Raw genomic sequence first — 16,015 nt, forward strand, 5'->3', positions numbered from 1 at the left:
TCGAACGGCCGCTCGCAAGGCACCGTTCTTTTTCTTCTCTCTCCATGCGCCTGACGCACGGCGGCGCCGTCTGGCTGATGGTCGTCGTGACCCTGATGTGGGGCACGGCGGGCGTCGTCACGCGGCATCTGACGCAGGCGCACAGCTTCGAGATCACCTTCTGGCGCAGCCTCTTCACGACGCTGGCGCTGCTGGTGATCCTGCCGCTTTGGCGCGGACGCGCCGTGTTCTCCCAATTGCGCCGCGGCGGGCGCGAGATCTGGATCTCCGGCGTGTGCTGGGCCGTGATGTTCACGGCCTTCATGGTCGCGCTCACGCTGGCTTCGACGGCCAGCGTGCTGGTCACCATGTCGCTCGGGCCGCTGTTCACGGCGCTGGCGGCGCGATTCTTCATCGGGCACCGGCTGCCGGCGCGCACCTGGCTGGCCATCGTGGTCGCGGGGGCGGGCATCGGCTGGATGTATGGCACGCAGCTGATGGCAGGCGGTGGCGGGTCGCTGGCCGGCACGCTGCTTGCGCTGTGCGTACCGCTGGCGGGCGCGGCGAACTGGACCGTGGTTCAGCACGCTCAGGCCAAGGGGCACAAGATTGACCTGGTGCCGGCGGTGCTCATCGGCGCGGTGATCACGGCGCTCTTCACGCTCCCGTTGGCGTGGCCGTTCCGGGCCGGCGCGCATGATCTCGGGCTGCTGGCTTTCCTGGGCGTGTTCCAGCTCGCCATTCCGTGCGTGCTCTCGGTGCTGTGCGCCCAGGTGCTGAAGGCGCCCGAGGTCGCGCTGCTGGCCTTGCTGGAAGTGATTTTCGGCATCGCGCTGGCCTGGATCGGTGCAGGCGAACAACCCGCGCCAAGCGTGCTGGCCGGGGGCGCGCTGGTGATCGGCGCCCTTGTGTTCAACGAGCTCCTGGCGCTGCGCGGACGGCGCACCGCCGTTGCCGACGCCGCGGTGCCGGGCGCGCACTGACTTTTTTCGCTACTGCCGCAGGCTTGGATTCGGCACGCCGATGCTGCCCATGCGCGCCTCGAGCACCTTGCGCATGAAGGTCTGGGCGAAATCGTCGCCCACGCGCCAGCCGCCGTTGTCGTCTTCCACGAAGGTGAATTCACCCTTGACCGGCAGCGAGCTGTCGCTGCCGGAAAGAGCGCTCATCAGGCTGTCGTTGTATTCGACGACCAGCGGGCAGGCATGGCCCGTGCCGTCCTCCAGCTTTCGGCAGGGGCCGGTGGGCTCGATCTCGGCAATTGCCCGCGAACGGTTGGGGTCCTTGCGCACGAGGCCGGAGTCGGTGCGCGGGCGCATGCGCGCGGCCGAGGCCGTCCGCGCGGAGCCGAGCGGCGCCGCGCCTTCGCGGAAAGCCTTCTCCATCGCCTCGCGGCCGATGGGCTCGGCGTTGTAGAGCGGCCGGCCGTCGGCGTCGAGATTCCCGAAGCGGGCCTCGACGATGGCCACATCCGCGCCTCGCACCACCATGTCGTCGCCCTTCGGTTCGGTGGGGCCGATGGTGTAGGCCATCGGCTCCCTGCTGTCGCCCTGGGTCATGACCGCGGTGCAGCCGCGGATGCGCTCCGGCTTGCGGTAGCCGACCTCGCGCATGCCGCCGACGGTGGGCGTTTCGATCACGGCTCCCGCGTCGGGATCGAGGCGGCGCATGCGCACGTCCATGCTCACGCGGCGCATGAGGCTGTCGAGCGTCTTTCGGGTGGACGCGGCATCGCAGGCGGGCACGCTGGCCGGAGCGAAGGCATACCAGCCGATCCCGCCGCCGATCACCGCCACCGCCACGGCGAACTTCAGCGCGCCTATGCGGCTGGTGCGTTTCTGGCGCGCCTGCCATGCCTTCACGGCCTGCTCGTCCGCCTCGATGAGTGCCTGCGCGCCGGCCACGATGCGCACGCGCTCGACGGCCGTGGCAAAGGCCGGCTCGGCCGCGACCTGGGCACGCAGGGCGTCGAAGCGCTCTCTTTCGAGCGGACCTTCCGTGGCCAGCCAGGCCAGCGTGGCGATGGGGGAGGCGGGCACGGTGCCCACGACGGGCGTTTCTATCAGCGCCATGTCGCGCGTCTCGGCGTCGATCAGGGAGTCCTTGCAGAGCGATTCGACGGCTTCGTGCGTGATTCCCTGTTCCGCGAGTTCGAAGAGGTCGTCGGCGTCGATGGCTGTGTCGGTGGCGTCGTCCCAGTGCGGGGCGTCCTCGTCGATACGGTCGACCGCGGCGTTCTGTTCTGCCTCGGTGACGAGGCCGCGCACGCGCATCCATGCCAGTGCATGGGCCGGGCTCGGCAGCGGAGGGAGTGCGGCGGTCTCGGGGTGGGCGAGCACGGCGCCGTGCTGCGCATCGCTGATCAGGCCCTGGTTCAGCAGGGCGCGGAACGCGTCCAGGTTGGCGTCGGGAGTCATGCGGGGATTCTGCCGTGTGCGGCGCCGGCCCCGTACCGGGGGAACCGGCAAGAAAAACGCCGGCGGGAGCCGGCGTTTGCAAGTCGAGCCTGATGTCGATCAGGGACGGGCGATCTTCCAGGCCCCGTTCGCGAAGCCGTCGCCGGTCTTGTCGCCTGGCTTGGCGTCCTTGGCCCAGTAGTACAGCGGCCAGCCCTTGTAGGCCCACTGGCGCTTGCCGTCTTCGCGAATGATGATGGTGTAGCCACCGATGGGCTTTGCGGTGTCGGCCACGCCCAGCGGAGGCCAGTTGGCGGCGCATTGGCCGTTGCAGGCGGAGGTACCGGCACCGGCGGTGTCCTTGGTGAAGGTGTACAGCGTCATTCCGGTCGGCCCGACCAGCACGCCGTCGGCGGTGCGGGTGGGCGTGTCGGGTGCGCTTGCGGTCTTGTTGGACATGCTGCCGCAGCCGGCAAGCAGGGCCGCCGCGAGGATCGAGGCGCTGAGCAATTTCATGCAGTTTCTCCTTCGGTTGAAAAATCGCGAAAACCAGGGCCGGCGGCGAAGCACCGGACGAGGGGGATGCGCGAGCCGGCAGTTTATGCGGTCATCAAGACAGATCGCGGTAGGCCAGCGTCGCAAGTTTGAGCAAAAGGTCGCGCGGCAGCTTGCCGGCGATGGCGTAGCCGAAGCCCTGGTCCACCCAGTAGAAGCTCGGCACGGGGCCCTCGGAGGCAAAGCGGAAGGCGGTTTCGTTGCCGGCGGGGCCGCCGGCGGCACGTGCGTCGAGGGTGCCGACGTAGAGCGTCACGCGCTCGCCGGCGGCATCCTCGAACATGAACTGCGCGCGCGCGCCGGTCTCGCCGGGCAGCAGGCGGCCGCCGACCAGCGTGTAGCCCTGGCTGGAGAGATCGGGCACCTTCAGCGGCCGGTCGAGGCGCCTGGAGAGCCACTGGACCAGGTGCTGCTGCTCGGACGCGGCCACTTCGACGGGGTGCCGTTTTTCGGGCGCATAGACGGCATGGGCCACCGAGGCGTCGTGCACGAATTCGCGCAGGGCCGGCGCTCGGGCCAGCTGCGCGCCTGCGTGCGGCGCGGACCACCGGGCCCATTGCGCATTCCCGATCCAGCCGGCGGCGAAGGCCACCAGCAGGCCGGCAGCCAGGCCACCCCAGCGCATCCAGGAGCCGCCTGGGTTGCGATCGAGCGCGCCCATCAGCGGCGTGGGAATGGGCGTATCGAGCAACTCGCCGTGCAGCCGGCGCAGGGCATCGCGCTGCGAATGCCACGCGGCGACCTTGGCGGACACGGCGGGATCTCGCACCATCGCAGCCTCGACCGCCTCGCGGCGATCGGGGGCCAACTGGCCGTCGACCCAGGCATGCAGTTCGTCTTCGGTAGGGGGCGGGGCGGGGCGGTTCATGGTCTTGCTGCGGTGGGTTCGTTCACTTGAGACGGCGCAGGCCCGGGCGTGCCGGGGCCGATGCGCCATCCATCAGTTCCTGCAGCCGGACGCGGGCGCGCGAGAGGCGCGACATCACCGTGCCGACGGGAACGCCGAGCACCTTGGCGACCTCGGCGTACGACAGGTCTTCGAGTGTCACCAGCAACAGCACGGCACGCTGCTCCTCGGGCAGTTGCATCAGGCAGCGCTGCAGGTCCAGGCCCGTGCCCTGGTCGCGGCCGGGATCGGCGAGGCCCTGCACCTCGTGCGCCACGTCGTCGAGCGGCACCACAGCGTGGGGCGGCGGCGTGCGCCGCACCTGGCTCGCGAAGATGTTGTGCATGACGGTGAAGAGCCAGGCGCGCAGGTCGCTGCCCACCACCCACAGTCGCCACTTGCCGCAGGCGCGCTCCAGCGTGTCCTGCACCAGGTCGTCGGCCGCCCAGGCATTGCCCGTGAGCGCTCGCGCGTAGCGGCGCAGGCTCGGGATGTGCTCTACGAGCAGGCGGGCGTCCATGGGGTGGCTGGCTGGTCAGGGCCTGGCGGTCTTCCAGGTGCCGTTGACGCCGTCACCGGTCTTGTCGCCAGGCTTCGTGTCCTTGGCCCAGTAGTACAGGGGCCAGCCCTTGGCGGCCCATTGCTTCTTGCCATCGTCGCGCGTGACGATGGTGAAGTCGCCGCCGGGCTTGTCGCCATCGGCGGCCATGAAGGGCGGCCAGTTGGTGGCGCAGGCGCCGTTGCAGACCGACTTGCCGTTGCCGGCCGTGTCCTTGTCGAACGTGTAGAGCGTCATGCCGTTAGGCCCGACGAGCGCGCCGTCGGCGGGCTTGGGCTGGGCGAAGGCGGGGACCGCGAGAACGGCGCTGAGCAGAACGGCCGAAGATGCACGGAAAGGCGACATGGAGAACTCCTTGTGTTGGCGACACCGGCGTTCCGGTGACATCCGCACAAACGCCCGCGGCCGGGCTTTTATTCCGCCGCCTTGCAAAAAAAAGTTCAGCGGTTGCGGCTCTTCATCGCGCGCTCGACCTCGCGCTTGCCTTCGCGGTCCTTGATGGTGTCGCGCTTGTCGTGCTCGGCCTTGCCCTTGGCCAGCGCGATCTCGCACTTCACCTTGCCGGCCTTCCAGTGCAAATTGAGCGGCACCAGCGTGTAGCCCTTTTGTTCGACCTTGCCGATCAGGCGGCGAATCTCGTCCTTCTTGAGCAGCAGCTTCTTGGTGCGCACCGAGTCCGGGTTGACGTGGGTGGAGGCGCTCTTGAGTGGGTTGATCTGGCAGCCCAGCACGAAGAGCTCGCCGTTGCGGATCACGACGTAGCCGTCGGTCAGCTGCACCTTGCCTTCACGCAGCGATTTGACTTCCCAGCCTTCCAGGACCATGCCGGCCTCGAAGCGCTCTTCGAAGAAATAGTTGTACGCAGCCTTCTTGTTGTCTGCGATGCGGGAGGAGGAGGTATCTTGTTTTTTGGTGGCCATGACTCGGAAATATGGGGGCTGCATGGCTTCAATACAATCCGTCGCGCACGCTGTGCCGATTCTATGAAAACAGTCAACAAGTCCGTCCTCATCTGGTACAGCGCCGAAGAGATGTATGCGCTCGTCACCGATGTGGCCAAGTATCCGCAGTTTCTTCCGTGGTGCGACAAGTCGCGCGTCATCGAGGAAGACGAGGCCGGCATGACGGCCGAAGTCGGTCTCGCATTCGCCGGCCTGCACCAGAGCTTCACCACCCGCAACACCCATGTTCCGGGGCGTGAGGTGCAGCTGAAGCTGGTCGACGGCCCGTTCTCCAACCTCGACGGCAAATGGAAGTTCACGCCCGTGGGCGAGCAGGGCGAGCGGGCTTGCCGCGTCGAGCTGCACCTGAGCTACGGCTTCAGCAACTTCGCCCTGCAGGCGCTCGTGGGCCCCGTGTTCGACACCATCGCGTCCAGCCTGGTCGAGGCCTTCGTCAAGCGCGCCGAGCAGGTCTACGGCTCGTCCTGAGCGCGACGATGACCATCGAGGTCACACTGAGCTGCTCGCCCGCGCCCCGCGAGGTGTTCGAGCAGGTGCTGCATCTTCCTTCCGAGGCGACACTGGCCGATGCCGCGAAGGCCAGCGACCTCTCGCAGCGCTTTCCGGATCTCGATTGGCGCCACGCCATGACGCCCGGTATCTGGGGCAAGGCCGTGGACTGGGACCAGACGCTCAAGGACGGCGATCGCGTCGAGCTGTGCCGGCCGCTCACGGTCGATCCGAAAGTGGCGCGCCGGGAGCGCTTCCAGCGCCAGGGTGCGCGGGGCACCGGCCTGTTCGCGAATCGCCGCAAGGGCGGCAAGGCCGGTTACTGATCGTTTGACCGCGGCTTACTTGCAGTCGCTGTTGATCACGTCCTGGATGCGCTTCTGCTCGGCGGCGCGGGCGTTGTCATCCATGATCTCGCGCTCGCCCTTGGCGTTGACACGCGCAAGGCGGATGCCGCTGTCGACCGTGGCCTTGCTCTGGCGGGCGAGGGCGCAGTTGTCGGCCTTGGCCTTGGCCACCTTGGCTTCTTCGGCGGCCTGCTTGGCCTTCTGCTCGGCTTCGGCTTTCTTGGTCTTTTCCTCGAGTTCCTTGTCCACGCCGGTGGGCTTCGGCGCTGCGGCGGCCTTCGGCGCGGCAGCGGGGGCTTCGGCGGTGCCTTCCGCGGCCGGTGGCGCGTCGACGTTCGGGTTGGCGGTGGAGCGCGCCGCGGGCGGCGGGCCCACGCGGCGCAGGATGTTCTTCTCGGGCACGTCGGGCGGCGGGGCCTGGTCGCTGAAGACCTTCTTGCCGTTCTTGTCGAGCCATTGCCATTGGGCGCTTGCCGACATCGGCAGCGCAACGACACATCCCAGTACCAGCCAGTGCACGAATTTCATCCCTGAAGTTTAGCCGGGCCTTACTTTTTGCAACATCCGGATAGGGTGGTTTTGCAACGTTCGTCAATCGCCCGCACCGGCAAACCCATTGGCGGCCTCGTTACAATCCTTCTTTTGGAGCCTCACCCATGCGCCTTCTCGGCAAAGCGCTGACCTTCGACGACGTGTTGTTGGTGCCAGCCTTCTCCCAGGTCCTGCCCAAGGACACCTCCCTCGCCACCAAGTTCTCCCGCAACATCACGTTGAACCTGCCGCTCGTTTCCGCGGCCATGGACACCGTGACCGAAGCCCGCCTCGCGATCGCCATCGCGCAGGAAGGCGGCATCGGGATCGTGCACAAGAACCTCACCGCGCAGCAGCAGGCCGCAGAAGTGGCCCGGGTGAAGCGCTACGAGTCGGGCGTGCTGCGCGATCCGGTCGTGATCACGCCGACGCACTCGGTGCGCCAGGTGATGGCCCTGTCCGACCAGCTCGGCATCTCGGGCTTCCCGGTGGTCGACGCCGGCAAGGTGGTCGGCATCGTCACCGGCCGCGACCTTCGCTTCGAGAGCCGCTACGACGTGCCCGTCAGCGAGATCATGACGCGCCGCGAAAAGCTCATCACCGTGCCCGACGGCACCACGCTGGCCGAGGCCAAGGCGCTGCTGAACAAGCACAAGCTCGAGCGCCTGCTCGTCATCAACGGCGACTGGGAGCTCAAGGGCCTCATCACCGTCAAGGACATCACCAAGCAGACCAGCTTCCCCAACGCCGCGCGCGACGCCAACGGCCGCCTGCGCGTGGGCGCCGCGGTGGGCGTGGGTGACGGCACCGAGGAACGCGTCGAGGCACTGGTGAAGGCCGGCGTCGACGCCATCGTGGTCGACACCGCCCACGGCCACAGCGCCGGCGTGATCGAGCGCGTGCGCTGGGTCAAGAAGAACTATCCGCAGGTCGACGTGATCGGCGGCAACATCGCCACCGGCGACGCCGCCCGCGCGCTGGCCGATGCCGGCGCCGACGCGGTCAAGGTCGGCATCGGCCCCGGCTCCATCTGCACCACCCGCATCGTGGCCGGCGTGGGCGTGCCGCAGATCATGGCGGTCGACAGCGTCGCCACTGCGCTGCAGGGCACGGGCATTCCGCTGATCTCCGACGGCGGCGTGCGCTACTCGGGCGACATCGCCAAGGCCATCGCGGCCGGCGCCAGCACCGTCATGATGGGCAGCATGTTCGCCGGCACCGAAGAGGCTCCGGGCGAAATCGTGCTGTACCAGGGCCGCAGCTACAAGAGCTACCGCGGCATGGGCTCCATCGGCGCGATGCAGCAGGGCAGTGCCGACCGGTACTTCCAGGAATCGACCACCGGCAACCCCAACACCGACAAGCTGGTGCCCGAAGGCATCGAAGGCCGCGTGCCCTACAAGGGCTCGATCGTCTCGATCGTCTACCAGATGGCCGGCGGCGTGCGCGCCAGTATGGGCTACTGTGGTTGCGCGACCATCGAGGACATGCAGAACAGGGCCGAGTTCGTCGAAATCACCACGGCCGGCATTCGTGAGAGCCACGTTCACGACGTGCAGATCACGAAGGAAGCGCCGAACTACCGCGCTGATTGACCACAATCTGGCCAGACCTTGAAAGTCAGGCCAGACTAGGTTTAAAATTCGGGCCAGATTCAAATTTTCTGGCCCAAATGCAATCCATCGGCATCGCCGAAGCCAAGAACAACTTCTCCGCCCTGATCGACTCCGTCGAAAAGGGCGAGGAGGTTCGCATCACCCGCCACGGCAAGGAAGTCGTGCGCATGCTACCGGTGCGCCGCAAGCCGGTCATCACCGACGAGCAGATCGAGCGCGAGCTGGGCCAGATCGACGCGCTCCACGCCACCATCCAGCCCGGGCCGCAGCCGCGTGCCCTGCTCGACGAAGGGCGCCAGCAATGACGGCCTTCGTCATGGACGCCTCGGTCACCGCCGCCTGGCTGCTTCCCGACATGGCCAGCGAACATACCCGCAGGCTCTACGCCGCCATCCGCCGCGACGAGGTCGAGCCGCAGGCGCCCAACGCCTGGCAATGGGAGTGCGCCAACATCCTCGCCAACGGCGTGCGCAGCGGCCGCATTCCGTCGTCCGCCGTCGAAGGGCTGTGGAGCGTGCTCGACGCCATCCGCCACCGGGTCGAACTGCACGAGCTCGCGCCGGCCCAGCACAAGGCCGTGCTCGCCGTGGCCATCGACGCCGGCGTGTCTCTCTACGACGCGGGCTATCTCTGGCTCGCCAAATCGCTCAATCTCCCGCTCGCCACCTTCGACGAGCAACTCATCCAGGCTGCACCCCAGGCGGGAGTGAAGCTGCTCGACATTTCAACGCTCTGAGTCCTTTCGCCATGCAACACGACAAGATCCTCATCCTCGACTTCGGCTCGCAGGTCACGCAGCTCATCGCACGCCGCGTGCGCGAAGCCCATGTGCTGAGCGAAGTGCATCCCTGCGACGTCACCGACGAGTGGGTGCGCGAATACGCCGCCGACGGCCACCTCAAGGGCGTGATCCTCTCCGGCAGCCACGCCAGCGTGTACGAGGAAACCACCGACAAGGCCCCGCAGGCCGTGTTCGACCTGGGCGTGCCCGTGCTCGGCATCTGCTACGGCATGCAGACCATGGCTCACCAGCTCGGCGGCAAGGTCGAGGGCGGCCACAAGCGTGAGTTCGGCTTCGCGGCCGTGCGCGCCCATGGCCACACCGCGCTGCTGAAGGACATCGCCGACTTCACCACGTCCGAGGGCCACGGCATGCTCAACGTATGGATGAGCCACGGTGACAAGGTCACCGAGCTGCCGCCGGGCTTCAAGCTCATGGCCAGTACTGAAAGCTGCCCCATCGCCGGCATGGCCGACGAGGCCCGCCGCTACTACGCGGTGCAGTTCCACCCCGAAGTCACGCACACCATGCAGGGCAAGGCGATCCTCGAGCGCTTCGTGCTCGGCATCTGCGGCGCGAAGCCCGACTGGGTCATGCGCGACCACATCGCTGAAGCCGTCGAGAAGATCCGCGAGCAGGTGGGCGATGAAGAAGTCATCCTGGGCCTCTCGGGCGGTGTCGATTCGAGCGTGGCCGCCGCGCTCATCCACCGCGCCATCGGCGACCAACTGACCTGCGTGTTCGTCGACCACGGCCTGCTGCGGCTGAACGAGGGCGACATGGTCATGGAGATGTTCGAGGGCAAGCTGCACGCGAAGGTGATCCGCGTCGACGCCAGCGATCTCTTCCTCGGCAAGCTCGCGGGCGTGAGCGACCCGGAAGCCAAGCGCAAGATCATCGGCGGCGAGTTCGTCACCGTGTTCAAGCAGGAGGCCGCGAAGCTCAAGGCGGGCGGTGGTGGGCACAAGGGCGCGACCTTCCTGGCGCAGGGCACCATCTACCCCGACGTCATCGAGTCGGGCGGCGCCAAGAGCAAGAAGGCCGTCACCATCAAGAGCCACCACAACGTGGGCGGCCTGCCCGAACAGCTCGGTCTCAAGCTGCTGGAGCCGCTGCGCGACCTGTTCAAGGACGAAGTGCGTGAACTGGGCGTGGCCCTCGGCCTGCCGCCCGAAATGGTGTATCGCCACCCGTTCCCCGGTCCCGGCCTGGGCGTGCGCATCCTCGGCGAAGTGAAGAAGGAATACGCCGACCTGCTGCGCCGCGCCGACGCGATCTTCATCGAGGAGCTGCGCAACTTCACCGACGAAGCCACCGGCAAGACCTGGTACGACCTCACCAGCCAGGCCTTCACCGTGTTCCTGCCCGTCAAGAGCGTGGGCGTGATGGGCGACGGCCGCACCTACGACTATGTGGTCGCACTGCGCGCCGTGCAGACCAGCGACTTCATGACCGCCGACTGGGCCGAGCTGCCGTACGCGCTGCTGAAGAAGGTGTCGGGCCGCATCATCAACGAGGTGCGCGGCATCAATCGCGTGACCTACGACGTGTCGAGCAAGCCGCCGGCGACGATCGAGTGGGAGTGACGAACGACGCAACGCGGCTGCGCTGATGCAGGGCCGCGTCGATCAGGCCTCGGAAGAAGCGGACTCTCAGAAGCTCGCCTTCAAACCCACCGTAAACATCCCGCCCTTCGCCTGCTTCGACAGCTTGCCGAAGTAGTCGTAGTCCGCGGTGACCGACAGGTTCTGCGTCATGCGGTACTCGGCGCCGAAGCCGGCCATCATGCCGGTCGAGCTGCCCGAGATGCGCTGGCTGGGCAGCACCCAGTTGTTGTCGCCGGAGACGCGCCCGCGCGCGATGCCCAGGCGCCCGTTGAGCGCGAAGGATTCGCCCAGCGGCAGGCGGGCGGTGGCGGCTGCGTAGAAGACCTGGCCGGTGCCGGACTGCAGGCGTGAATAGGCGCCGTTCGAACTCCACTGGCTGACGCGGCCAAGGCGTGCATAGCCGGCTTCGACGCCGAAGGTTTCGGTGAAGCGATACCCGCCGTACAGCTTGTAGGCCGTTGCGCTCTTGCTGCTCTTCTCGCCGCCCCATGGCACGGGCACGCGGTTGGAGGACGAGAGGCTGTAGCTCGAACGGCCGATGGCGCCGCCCACATAGATGCCGGAGTCCTGGTTCTGGCCGGCGGCGCTCGCAGTCATGGAGACGGTACCTAGCAGAAGGGCTGCTGCGAGGACGGTGCAGGCTTGCGTTTTCGTCAAGATGAAGTTCCTGGTTGGATGGTTGATTGAGATCGATCGACAGGTGGCTTCCGTGCATTGACTGCCGCAGTGCCACCAGCGTGAGACGATTCTCGAAACGCAGCCTGAAGGAGTGCTTGTCGCTTGCTGAAGAGCAGATGAAGGGCGCATGCCATGGGCGATGATCGAGGCATGTCAGATCAGCTTCTTCTTCCCGGTATCGAGCCTCCGCCAAAACCCTTGCCGCGCCCTCGGAGCAAAGCGCGCAGCAGCAAGGCTCCGGCGCCGGAGCACTCTCTCTTCTTCGCAATTCTTCCGGGCCCGCAGGATGCCGCTTCGATCGCCGCGCTGGGCGAGCGCATGAACTCGCAGCACGCACTGAAAGGAACATTGGTCGCGGCGCATCGCTTGCACGTCACGCTCTTCGATCTGGGCGAGTTCGCGGAGGTGCCGGCCGACAAGGTCGCGTTGGTCATGAAGGCAGCCGCCTCGGTGCCGGCTCCCGCGTTCGACATCGTCTTCGAGAAGGCGATGAGCTTCGCCAAGGGCGCGCTCGCGCTGTGCTCCGACGACGAGGAGGGTACCTCCGCGCTCAAGGCCTTCAGGCAGCGCCTGGGCGAGGCGCTCGCCGATGCGGGCCTGAAGCCCGCGCGCTCCTTCACGCCGCACATGACGCTGGCCTACGCACGGCGCAAGCTCGAAAGGCATGCGCTCGAAGCACCGGTCCGGTGGTCGGCTGGCTCTTTGGTGCTGATCGACAGCCATGTGGGCGAGGGCGTGCACGAAGTGCTGGGCCGTTGGCCCTATGCGGCCTGAAAAGATGGAGCTCTGCGCTCTGTTCTGCCTCGCATCGACGCCTTCTGTATCTGTTTCGTCTTGCACGCGCTGATGACAATGGCACTCCCTTTCACGGAATCGACATGACAGCAGAAATGACCCGGGACCAGATCGCAGACCAGATTGCCGCCGAACTGGGCCACAGCTTCGACGGCGAGATCATTGCCGGTGGCCATTACGTGCCGCTGGTGCGCGACGGCCGCACGATCTACCTGAGCGGCCAGGTGCCGCGCGTGGGCACCACGGTGGTCGTCACCGGTCGCGTGGGCGATGCGGTGTCGCTCGACAAGGCGCGCGAGGGCGCGCAGATCTGCGCATTGCGCAGCCTCGCGCTGCTGCGGCGCGCGCTCGGCTCGCTCGATGCGGTGGAGAAGGTCCTGCGCGTCGGCGTGTTCGTGCAATGCACGGCTGATTTCACCCAGCAGAGCGAAGTGGCCGACGCCGCTTCCGACCTGCTGCACCGCGTGTTCGGCGAGGCCGGCGTGCATGTGCGCACGGCGGTCGGCGTCTATGCGTTGCCGAAGAACGCGACCGTCGAGGTGGAGATGACGGTCGCCGCGAAGCAGAACATCGGCTAGCGCGGCGCGATGGCCAGGATGTCCCGCGCCAGCTGCGCGATCGTCAGCGGCGCGCAGCCTTCGGCGTTGTTGCTCACGGTGACGAAGGCGTTCTGGCCCGCGCGGGTGGTGCCGGCAATCACCTTGGCGAGCGCAGCGCGCGTTTCCGGATCCGGGTCGACGATCTTGTCGAAGGGGCCGTAGAGCTTTTCGGCGTCTTCGTACCCGAAACGGCCGTGGCGCCGGTGCAGGTTCCAGCGGCACACCAGCGGACCGGGCCACATGGCACGCAGCATCGGAAGCTGGTCCTCGATCGGCGGCATCTTCGCGTGCAGGCCCATGCAGAAGGTGGCGCCCACGCTGCGCAGCATTTCGGCGAAGGCTGGGTTCAGCAGTTGCGGGTCGCGCACTTCGACGGCGATCACGGCGTCCGGCGCGGTCGACGAGATGTCGGGCAGCGATTCGAGCATCGCCGCGATGCGCGCCAGCAGCGCGGGCTGGTCGGCCAGGATGTGCCCCGGAATCGGGCTCAGCTGGAACACCAGCACGCCGATGCGATGGCCCAGCCCTTCGAGCGCGGGCAGCACGAATTCCTGCCGCGCGATCTCGCTGCTGAGGAACACCGGGTTGGCCTGCATGCCGCGGCCGCTTTCGTCGCGCACCGTCGCGTCGGTCACCAGGCTCGGCGCCTTCACCATGAAGCGGAAGTCGTCGGGCACCATGCCCGCGTAGCGGGCGTACTGGCTGGCGGTGAGGGCACGGTAGAAGTTGCGGTCCACGCTCACGGTGCGGAACAGCGGATGCTTCGCGAGCGCCGAGAGGCCGTTCTTCGAGAGCACTGTCTCGGCGTATTCGCCGTCCCAGACCAGGTTGGCCCAGCCGGGGTAGCTCCACGATGAGGTGCCGAGGCGCAGGTTGGGCGGCAGCGCAGCCGCCAGCTCGACCAGTTCCGGATCGCTGGGCGCGGGCTCGACCGTGGCGGCGCGCGGCTTCTTCTTCGCGGCTGGCTCGGCGGGCGGCGGCGCGGCCGAAGGAGCGTCCTCGGGGCGCGGAAGATCGGGAAAGAGGGAGTCCTGTACATCGGCCATGGCTGGTTCCGCATTTTCGGCCAGGCGAATGGCTTCGCCGCGCCGGGCACAATCCGCGCCATGAAACAGTGGTTGCGCGCGCAAGGTGGTTGGTGGCTGGCATGGCTTGCCCTTACCGCCGTGGGCGCTGTGTGGATCGCACGTGCCGAGCTCGCGCAGATGCAGCAGGACTTCGAGACCGACGTGCGCATCGCGCACCGCCTCATGAGCCAGCAGATGGTGCAGTACGACGCCGTGCTGGCTACGCTCGCGCTGCTGGAGCCCAGTACGGGCGCGGAACATCCCGAGCAGCGCCTGCCTTCCGTCTATTCATCGATCCTGCGCGTGCAGCGGCGCGACCGCGACCAGCCGTGGCCCGACAGCGCCCGCGCCGGCGCACTGGAAGCCGCCGAGGCGCGTTCGCGCAGCCTTCAGCGCGCCGATCTGGCCACGCTCGATCTGGCCCGTGGCCGCTACACGCTGGTGATCGGCGCCACGCCCTTCAGCTATGCGCTCGACATCGACCTTGCAGGCTCCGTGCCGTGGCGCGACTGGCCGATGAATCCGCAGCGCAGCCCGGTACGGCTGAGCCTGCAGCGCGACGGCCAGCAACTGGTGCTGCAACCCGGCGCCCTGTCCGCGAGCCCGGAGAGCGGATGGCGTTTCGCCCTGAGCAAGGCGCTGGCCTCGCCGAGCCAGCCCTTCGATCTGGTGGCCGAGCGGCAGGTGGGATGGGGAGAGCTGCCATGGCGCGCCATCGCGGGCTGGGCCCTGGCGATGGCGGTGTTGGTGGCGGGACTGTGGGCCGCGCAGCGCCAGCGCGTGGGGCGGCGGCGGGCCGAGGAGCTGCTGCGGCTCGGTCAGGTCGCGCGGCTCAATGCGCTCGGAGAACTGTCCGCAGGCCTCGCGCACGAACTCAACCAGCCGCTGACGGCGGTGCTCGCCAACGCCCAGGCCGCCCGCCGGTTGCTCGACGAAGAGCCGCCCGACCTGGCCACCGCACGCGACGCCATGGGGCAGGCCGTCGAGCAGGCCCGGCGCGCGGCCGGCGTGGTGGGACGCCTGCGCCGCGTGATAGAGCGGCCCGAGGCCGGCGGCGATACCAGGCCACTGGTGCTGCAGGAGGTGGTGCGCAGCGCCATGCACCTGCTGGCGCCCGAGTTCGCCAAGCACGACGTCGCCGCGCAGTTCGATGCCACGGCCCAGGCGCCGGTGCGCGTGCAGGCCGAGGCGGTGGCGCTGGAACAGATCGTGCACAACCTGCTGATGAACGCGCTGCAGGCGCTGGAGCTCGTGCCGGCGGCCGAGCGGCGCCTCGTGGTGTCCGTCGGTCGCAACGGGCAGGAGGGCGTGCTGACCGTGACGGACAACGGACGCGGCATCGCCCCCGAAGCCCTGCCGCGCCTCTTCGAGCCTTTCTTCAGCACACGCGAGGGCGGGCTGGGCCTCGGCCTGAGCCTCAGCGAGACGCTGGCCGGCGGCATGGGCGGCAGCCTGAGCGCCGCCAACGTCTCGCCGCGCGGCGCGCGTTTCACGCTGCTGCTCCCACTCGTCGCACCCTCGCCGTGACCCATCCGAACACCCATCCGCCGCAGTCCCCGCTGGTTCACCTGATCGACGACGACCAGGCGGTGCGCGACGGCCTCTCGCTGCTGATCGGCACGGTCGGGCTGCGCGTGCAGGCCTGGGCCGATCCGCAGGCTTTCATCGACGGGTTCGACCGCGCGAGCGTCGGCGCCATCGTGCTGGACGTGCGCATGCCAGGCATCAGCGGGCTCACCGTGCTCGACCGGCTGGTGGCGCAGGGCGTGGACCAGCCGGTGATCATGCTGACCGGCCACGGCACGGTCGAGATGTGCCGCCGCGCCTTCAAGGCCGGCGCGGCCGAGTTCCTCGAAAAGCCGGTGGACGACGAACAGCTGCTCGAGGCATTGCAGCAGGCGGTGCGCCAGCACGTGCGCTCGCGCGAACGCTCGCAGGCCGACAACGCCGCGCGCGAGCGGGTGGCGCAGCTGTCGGAGCGCGAGCGCGAGGTGCTGGCCTTCATCGTGCAGGGGCTCACCAACAAGGAGATCGCGCGCACGCTCGCGCTGTCGCCGCGCACGGTCGAGACGCATCGGGCCAACCTGTTCGCCAAGCTCGGCTGCGATTCGCTGGCGCAGCTGATCCGGCGCTATGCGGTGCTGGTGGACGGGGAGGGCGCTCCGTAG

20 protein-coding genes are annotated in these 16,015 nt (G+C 68.0%); 11 read left to right on the forward strand and 9 right to left on the reverse strand.

The features are described from left to right. Positions 1–44 precede the first annotated feature (44 nt). Positions 45–962 carry a DMT family transporter gene (locus tag ABL843_RS14885; protein ID WP_418120337.1) on the forward strand — a complete coding sequence of 306 codons (918 nt, stop codon included), beginning with the start codon at positions 45–47 and terminating at the stop codon, positions 960–962. Positions 963–971: 9 nt separating this feature from the next. Here the strand turns inward: ABL843_RS14885 and ABL843_RS14890 are convergent, their stop codons facing one another. The 6 genes from ABL843_RS14890 to smpB form a co-directional block, all read right to left on the reverse strand. Then, the gene (locus ABL843_RS14890) at positions 972–2,396 is read right to left on the reverse strand and encodes a hypothetical protein (protein ID WP_418120338.1); all 1,425 of its coding nucleotides are present in this window, start codon (positions 2,394–2,396) and stop codon (positions 972–974) included. Positions 2,397–2,495: 99 nt separating this feature from the next. Further along, positions 2,496–2,891 carry an ATP-binding protein gene (locus ABL843_RS14895; protein WP_418120339.1) on the reverse strand — a complete coding sequence of 132 codons (396 nt, stop codon included), beginning with the start codon at positions 2,889–2,891 and terminating at the stop codon, positions 2,496–2,498. A gap of 94 nt (positions 2,892–2,985) precedes the next feature. Next, positions 2,986–3,798 (reverse strand): anti-sigma factor family protein, encoded by an 813-nt coding sequence (locus tag ABL843_RS14900; RefSeq protein WP_418120340.1) that lies wholly within the window; start codon positions 3,796–3,798, stop codon positions 2,986–2,988. A gap of 22 nt (positions 3,799–3,820) precedes the next feature. Then, positions 3,821–4,336 (reverse strand): RNA polymerase sigma factor, encoded by a 516-nt coding sequence (locus ABL843_RS14905; RefSeq protein WP_369658212.1) that lies wholly within the window; start codon positions 4,334–4,336, stop codon positions 3,821–3,823. Between the two features lie 15 nt (positions 4,337–4,351). Then, positions 4,352–4,720 (reverse strand): hypothetical protein, encoded by a 369-nt coding sequence (locus ABL843_RS14910; RefSeq protein ID WP_184638094.1) that lies wholly within the window; start codon positions 4,718–4,720, stop codon positions 4,352–4,354. Positions 4,721–4,815: 95 nt separating this feature from the next. Next, positions 4,816–5,295: an SsrA-binding protein SmpB gene (gene smpB, locus ABL843_RS14915; protein WP_126019548.1), complete on the reverse strand. Its 480-nt coding sequence runs from the start codon at positions 5,293–5,295 to the stop codon at positions 4,816–4,818. A 63-nt stretch (positions 5,296–5,358) separates the two neighbouring features. On the opposite strand from smpB, the gene ABL843_RS14920 reads away from it, so the two are divergent. Both ABL843_RS14920 and ABL843_RS14925 read left to right on the forward strand, forming a co-directional pair. Further along, positions 5,359–5,805 (forward strand): type II toxin-antitoxin system RatA family toxin, encoded by a 447-nt coding sequence (locus ABL843_RS14920; protein ID WP_126019549.1) that lies wholly within the window; start codon positions 5,359–5,361, stop codon positions 5,803–5,805. Between the two features lie 8 nt (positions 5,806–5,813). Then, positions 5,814–6,152, forward strand: a complete 339-nt coding sequence (locus ABL843_RS14925) for an RnfH family protein (protein WP_126019551.1) — start codon at positions 5,814–5,816, stop codon at positions 6,150–6,152. Positions 6,153–6,167: 15 nt separating this feature from the next. Here ABL843_RS14925 and ABL843_RS14930 read toward each other — a convergent pair whose 3' ends face one another. Next, positions 6,168–6,701 (reverse strand): DUF4124 domain-containing protein, encoded by a 534-nt coding sequence (locus ABL843_RS14930; protein ID WP_126019553.1) that lies wholly within the window; start codon positions 6,699–6,701, stop codon positions 6,168–6,170. Positions 6,702–6,829: 128 nt separating this feature from the next. Here ABL843_RS14930 and guaB point away from each other — a divergent pair, with 128 nt between their 5' ends. The 4 genes from guaB to guaA all read left to right on the forward strand — a co-directional run bounded on the left by guaB (position 6,830) and on the right by guaA (position 10,687). Further along, positions 6,830–8,299 carry an IMP dehydrogenase gene (gene guaB / locus ABL843_RS14935; RefSeq protein ID WP_369658211.1) on the forward strand — a complete coding sequence of 490 codons (1,470 nt, stop codon included), beginning with the start codon at positions 6,830–6,832 and terminating at the stop codon, positions 8,297–8,299. Between the two features lie 77 nt (positions 8,300–8,376). After that, positions 8,377–8,625, forward strand: a complete 249-nt coding sequence (locus tag ABL843_RS14940; RefSeq protein WP_093195299.1) for a type II toxin-antitoxin system Phd/YefM family antitoxin — start codon at positions 8,377–8,379, stop codon at positions 8,623–8,625. Continuing rightward, positions 8,622–9,056 carry a type II toxin-antitoxin system VapC family toxin gene (locus tag ABL843_RS14945; protein ID WP_184638092.1) on the forward strand — a complete coding sequence of 145 codons (435 nt, stop codon included), beginning with the start codon at positions 8,622–8,624 and terminating at the stop codon, positions 9,054–9,056. Before ABL843_RS14940 ends, ABL843_RS14945 begins: the two co-directional genes overlap by 4 nt. Positions 9,057–9,067: 11 nt before the next feature. Next, positions 9,068–10,687 (forward strand): glutamine-hydrolyzing GMP synthase, encoded by a 1,620-nt coding sequence (guaA, locus tag ABL843_RS14950; protein ID WP_418120341.1) that lies wholly within the window; start codon positions 9,068–9,070, stop codon positions 10,685–10,687. Between the two features lie 66 nt (positions 10,688–10,753). Here the strand turns inward: guaA and ABL843_RS14955 are convergent, their stop codons facing one another. Continuing rightward, entirely contained in the window at positions 10,754–11,365 is a 612-nt protein-coding gene (locus tag ABL843_RS14955; protein WP_418120342.1) for a porin family protein, read from the reverse strand. A gap of 339 nt (positions 11,366–11,704) precedes the next feature. Between ABL843_RS14955 and ABL843_RS14960 the strand changes: the two genes are divergently transcribed. Together ABL843_RS14960 and ABL843_RS14965 are read left to right on the forward strand one after the other, a co-directional pair. Further along, a complete protein-coding gene (locus ABL843_RS14960) occupies positions 11,705–12,160 on the forward strand; it encodes a 2'-5' RNA ligase family protein (RefSeq protein ID WP_418120343.1) in 456 nt (151 codons plus the stop codon). Between the two features lie 104 nt (positions 12,161–12,264). Continuing rightward, entirely contained in the window at positions 12,265–12,759 is a 495-nt protein-coding gene (locus tag ABL843_RS14965) for a RidA family protein (RefSeq protein WP_418120344.1), read from the forward strand. On the opposite strand, the gene ABL843_RS14970 is transcribed toward ABL843_RS14965, so the two are convergent. Continuing rightward, positions 12,756–13,826, reverse strand: a complete 1,071-nt coding sequence (locus ABL843_RS14970) for a DUF72 domain-containing protein (RefSeq protein WP_126019565.1) — start codon at positions 13,824–13,826, stop codon at positions 12,756–12,758. The genes ABL843_RS14965 and ABL843_RS14970 overlap by 4 nt on opposite strands. Before the next feature lie 60 nt (positions 13,827–13,886). On the opposite strand from ABL843_RS14970, the gene ABL843_RS14975 reads away from it, so the two are divergent. Further along, on the forward strand, positions 13,887–15,374 hold the full coding sequence (locus tag ABL843_RS14975) for a sensor histidine kinase (RefSeq protein WP_418120345.1): 1,488 nt from the start codon (positions 13,887–13,889) through the stop codon (positions 15,372–15,374). Then, positions 15,371–16,015: a response regulator transcription factor gene (locus tag ABL843_RS14980; protein ID WP_418120346.1), complete on the forward strand. Its 645-nt coding sequence runs from the start codon at positions 15,371–15,373 to the stop codon at positions 16,013–16,015. Before ABL843_RS14975 ends, ABL843_RS14980 begins: the two co-directional genes overlap by 4 nt.

Source organism: Variovorax sp. 350MFTsu5.1, from assembly GCF_048302515.1.
Lineage (GTDB): Bacteria > Pseudomonadota > Gammaproteobacteria > Burkholderiales > Burkholderiaceae_C > Variovorax > Variovorax guangxiensis.

What these genes read in the sequence shown, in the direction of transcription:
- ABL843_RS14885 (WP_418120337.1), top strand. Translation starts at nt 45, where the DNA reads ATGCGCCTGACGCACGGCGGCGCCGTCTGGCTGATGGTCGTCGTGACC.
- ABL843_RS14890 (WP_418120338.1), bottom strand. Translation starts at nt 2,396, where the DNA reads ATGACTCCCGACGCCAACCTGGACGCGTTCCGCGCCCTGCTGAACCAG.
- ABL843_RS14895 (WP_418120339.1), bottom strand. Translation starts at nt 2,891, where the DNA reads ATGAAATTGCTCAGCGCCTCGATCCTCGCGGCGGCCCTGCTTGCCGGC.
- ABL843_RS14900 (WP_418120340.1), bottom strand. Translation starts at nt 3,798, where the DNA reads ATGAACCGCCCCGCCCCGCCCCCTACCGAAGACGAACTGCATGCCTGG.
- ABL843_RS14905 (WP_369658212.1), bottom strand. Translation starts at nt 4,336, where the DNA reads ATGGACGCCCGCCTGCTCGTAGAGCACATCCCGAGCCTGCGCCGCTAC.
- ABL843_RS14910 (WP_184638094.1), bottom strand. Translation starts at nt 4,720, where the DNA reads ATGTCGCCTTTCCGTGCATCTTCGGCCGTTCTGCTCAGCGCCGTTCTC.
- smpB (WP_126019548.1), bottom strand. Translation starts at nt 5,295, where the DNA reads ATGGCCACCAAAAAACAAGATACCTCCTCCTCCCGCATCGCAGACAAC.
- ABL843_RS14920 (WP_126019549.1), top strand. Translation starts at nt 5,359, where the DNA reads ATGAAAACAGTCAACAAGTCCGTCCTCATCTGGTACAGCGCCGAAGAG.
- ABL843_RS14925 (WP_126019551.1), top strand. Translation starts at nt 5,814, where the DNA reads ATGACCATCGAGGTCACACTGAGCTGCTCGCCCGCGCCCCGCGAGGTG.
- ABL843_RS14930 (WP_126019553.1), bottom strand. Translation starts at nt 6,701, where the DNA reads ATGAAATTCGTGCACTGGCTGGTACTGGGATGTGTCGTTGCGCTGCCG.
- guaB (WP_369658211.1), top strand. Translation starts at nt 6,830, where the DNA reads ATGCGCCTTCTCGGCAAAGCGCTGACCTTCGACGACGTGTTGTTGGTG.
- ABL843_RS14940 (WP_093195299.1), top strand. Translation starts at nt 8,377, where the DNA reads ATGCAATCCATCGGCATCGCCGAAGCCAAGAACAACTTCTCCGCCCTG.
- ABL843_RS14945 (WP_184638092.1), top strand. Translation starts at nt 8,622, where the DNA reads ATGACGGCCTTCGTCATGGACGCCTCGGTCACCGCCGCCTGGCTGCTT.
- guaA (WP_418120341.1), top strand. Translation starts at nt 9,068, where the DNA reads ATGCAACACGACAAGATCCTCATCCTCGACTTCGGCTCGCAGGTCACG.
- ABL843_RS14960 (WP_418120343.1), top strand. Translation starts at nt 11,705, where the DNA reads ATGAACTCGCAGCACGCACTGAAAGGAACATTGGTCGCGGCGCATCGC.
- ABL843_RS14965 (WP_418120344.1), top strand. Translation starts at nt 12,265, where the DNA reads ATGACAGCAGAAATGACCCGGGACCAGATCGCAGACCAGATTGCCGCC.
- ABL843_RS14970 (WP_126019565.1), bottom strand. Translation starts at nt 13,826, where the DNA reads ATGGCCGATGTACAGGACTCCCTCTTTCCCGATCTTCCGCGCCCCGAG.
- ABL843_RS14975 (WP_418120345.1), top strand. Translation starts at nt 13,887, where the DNA reads ATGAAACAGTGGTTGCGCGCGCAAGGTGGTTGGTGGCTGGCATGGCTT.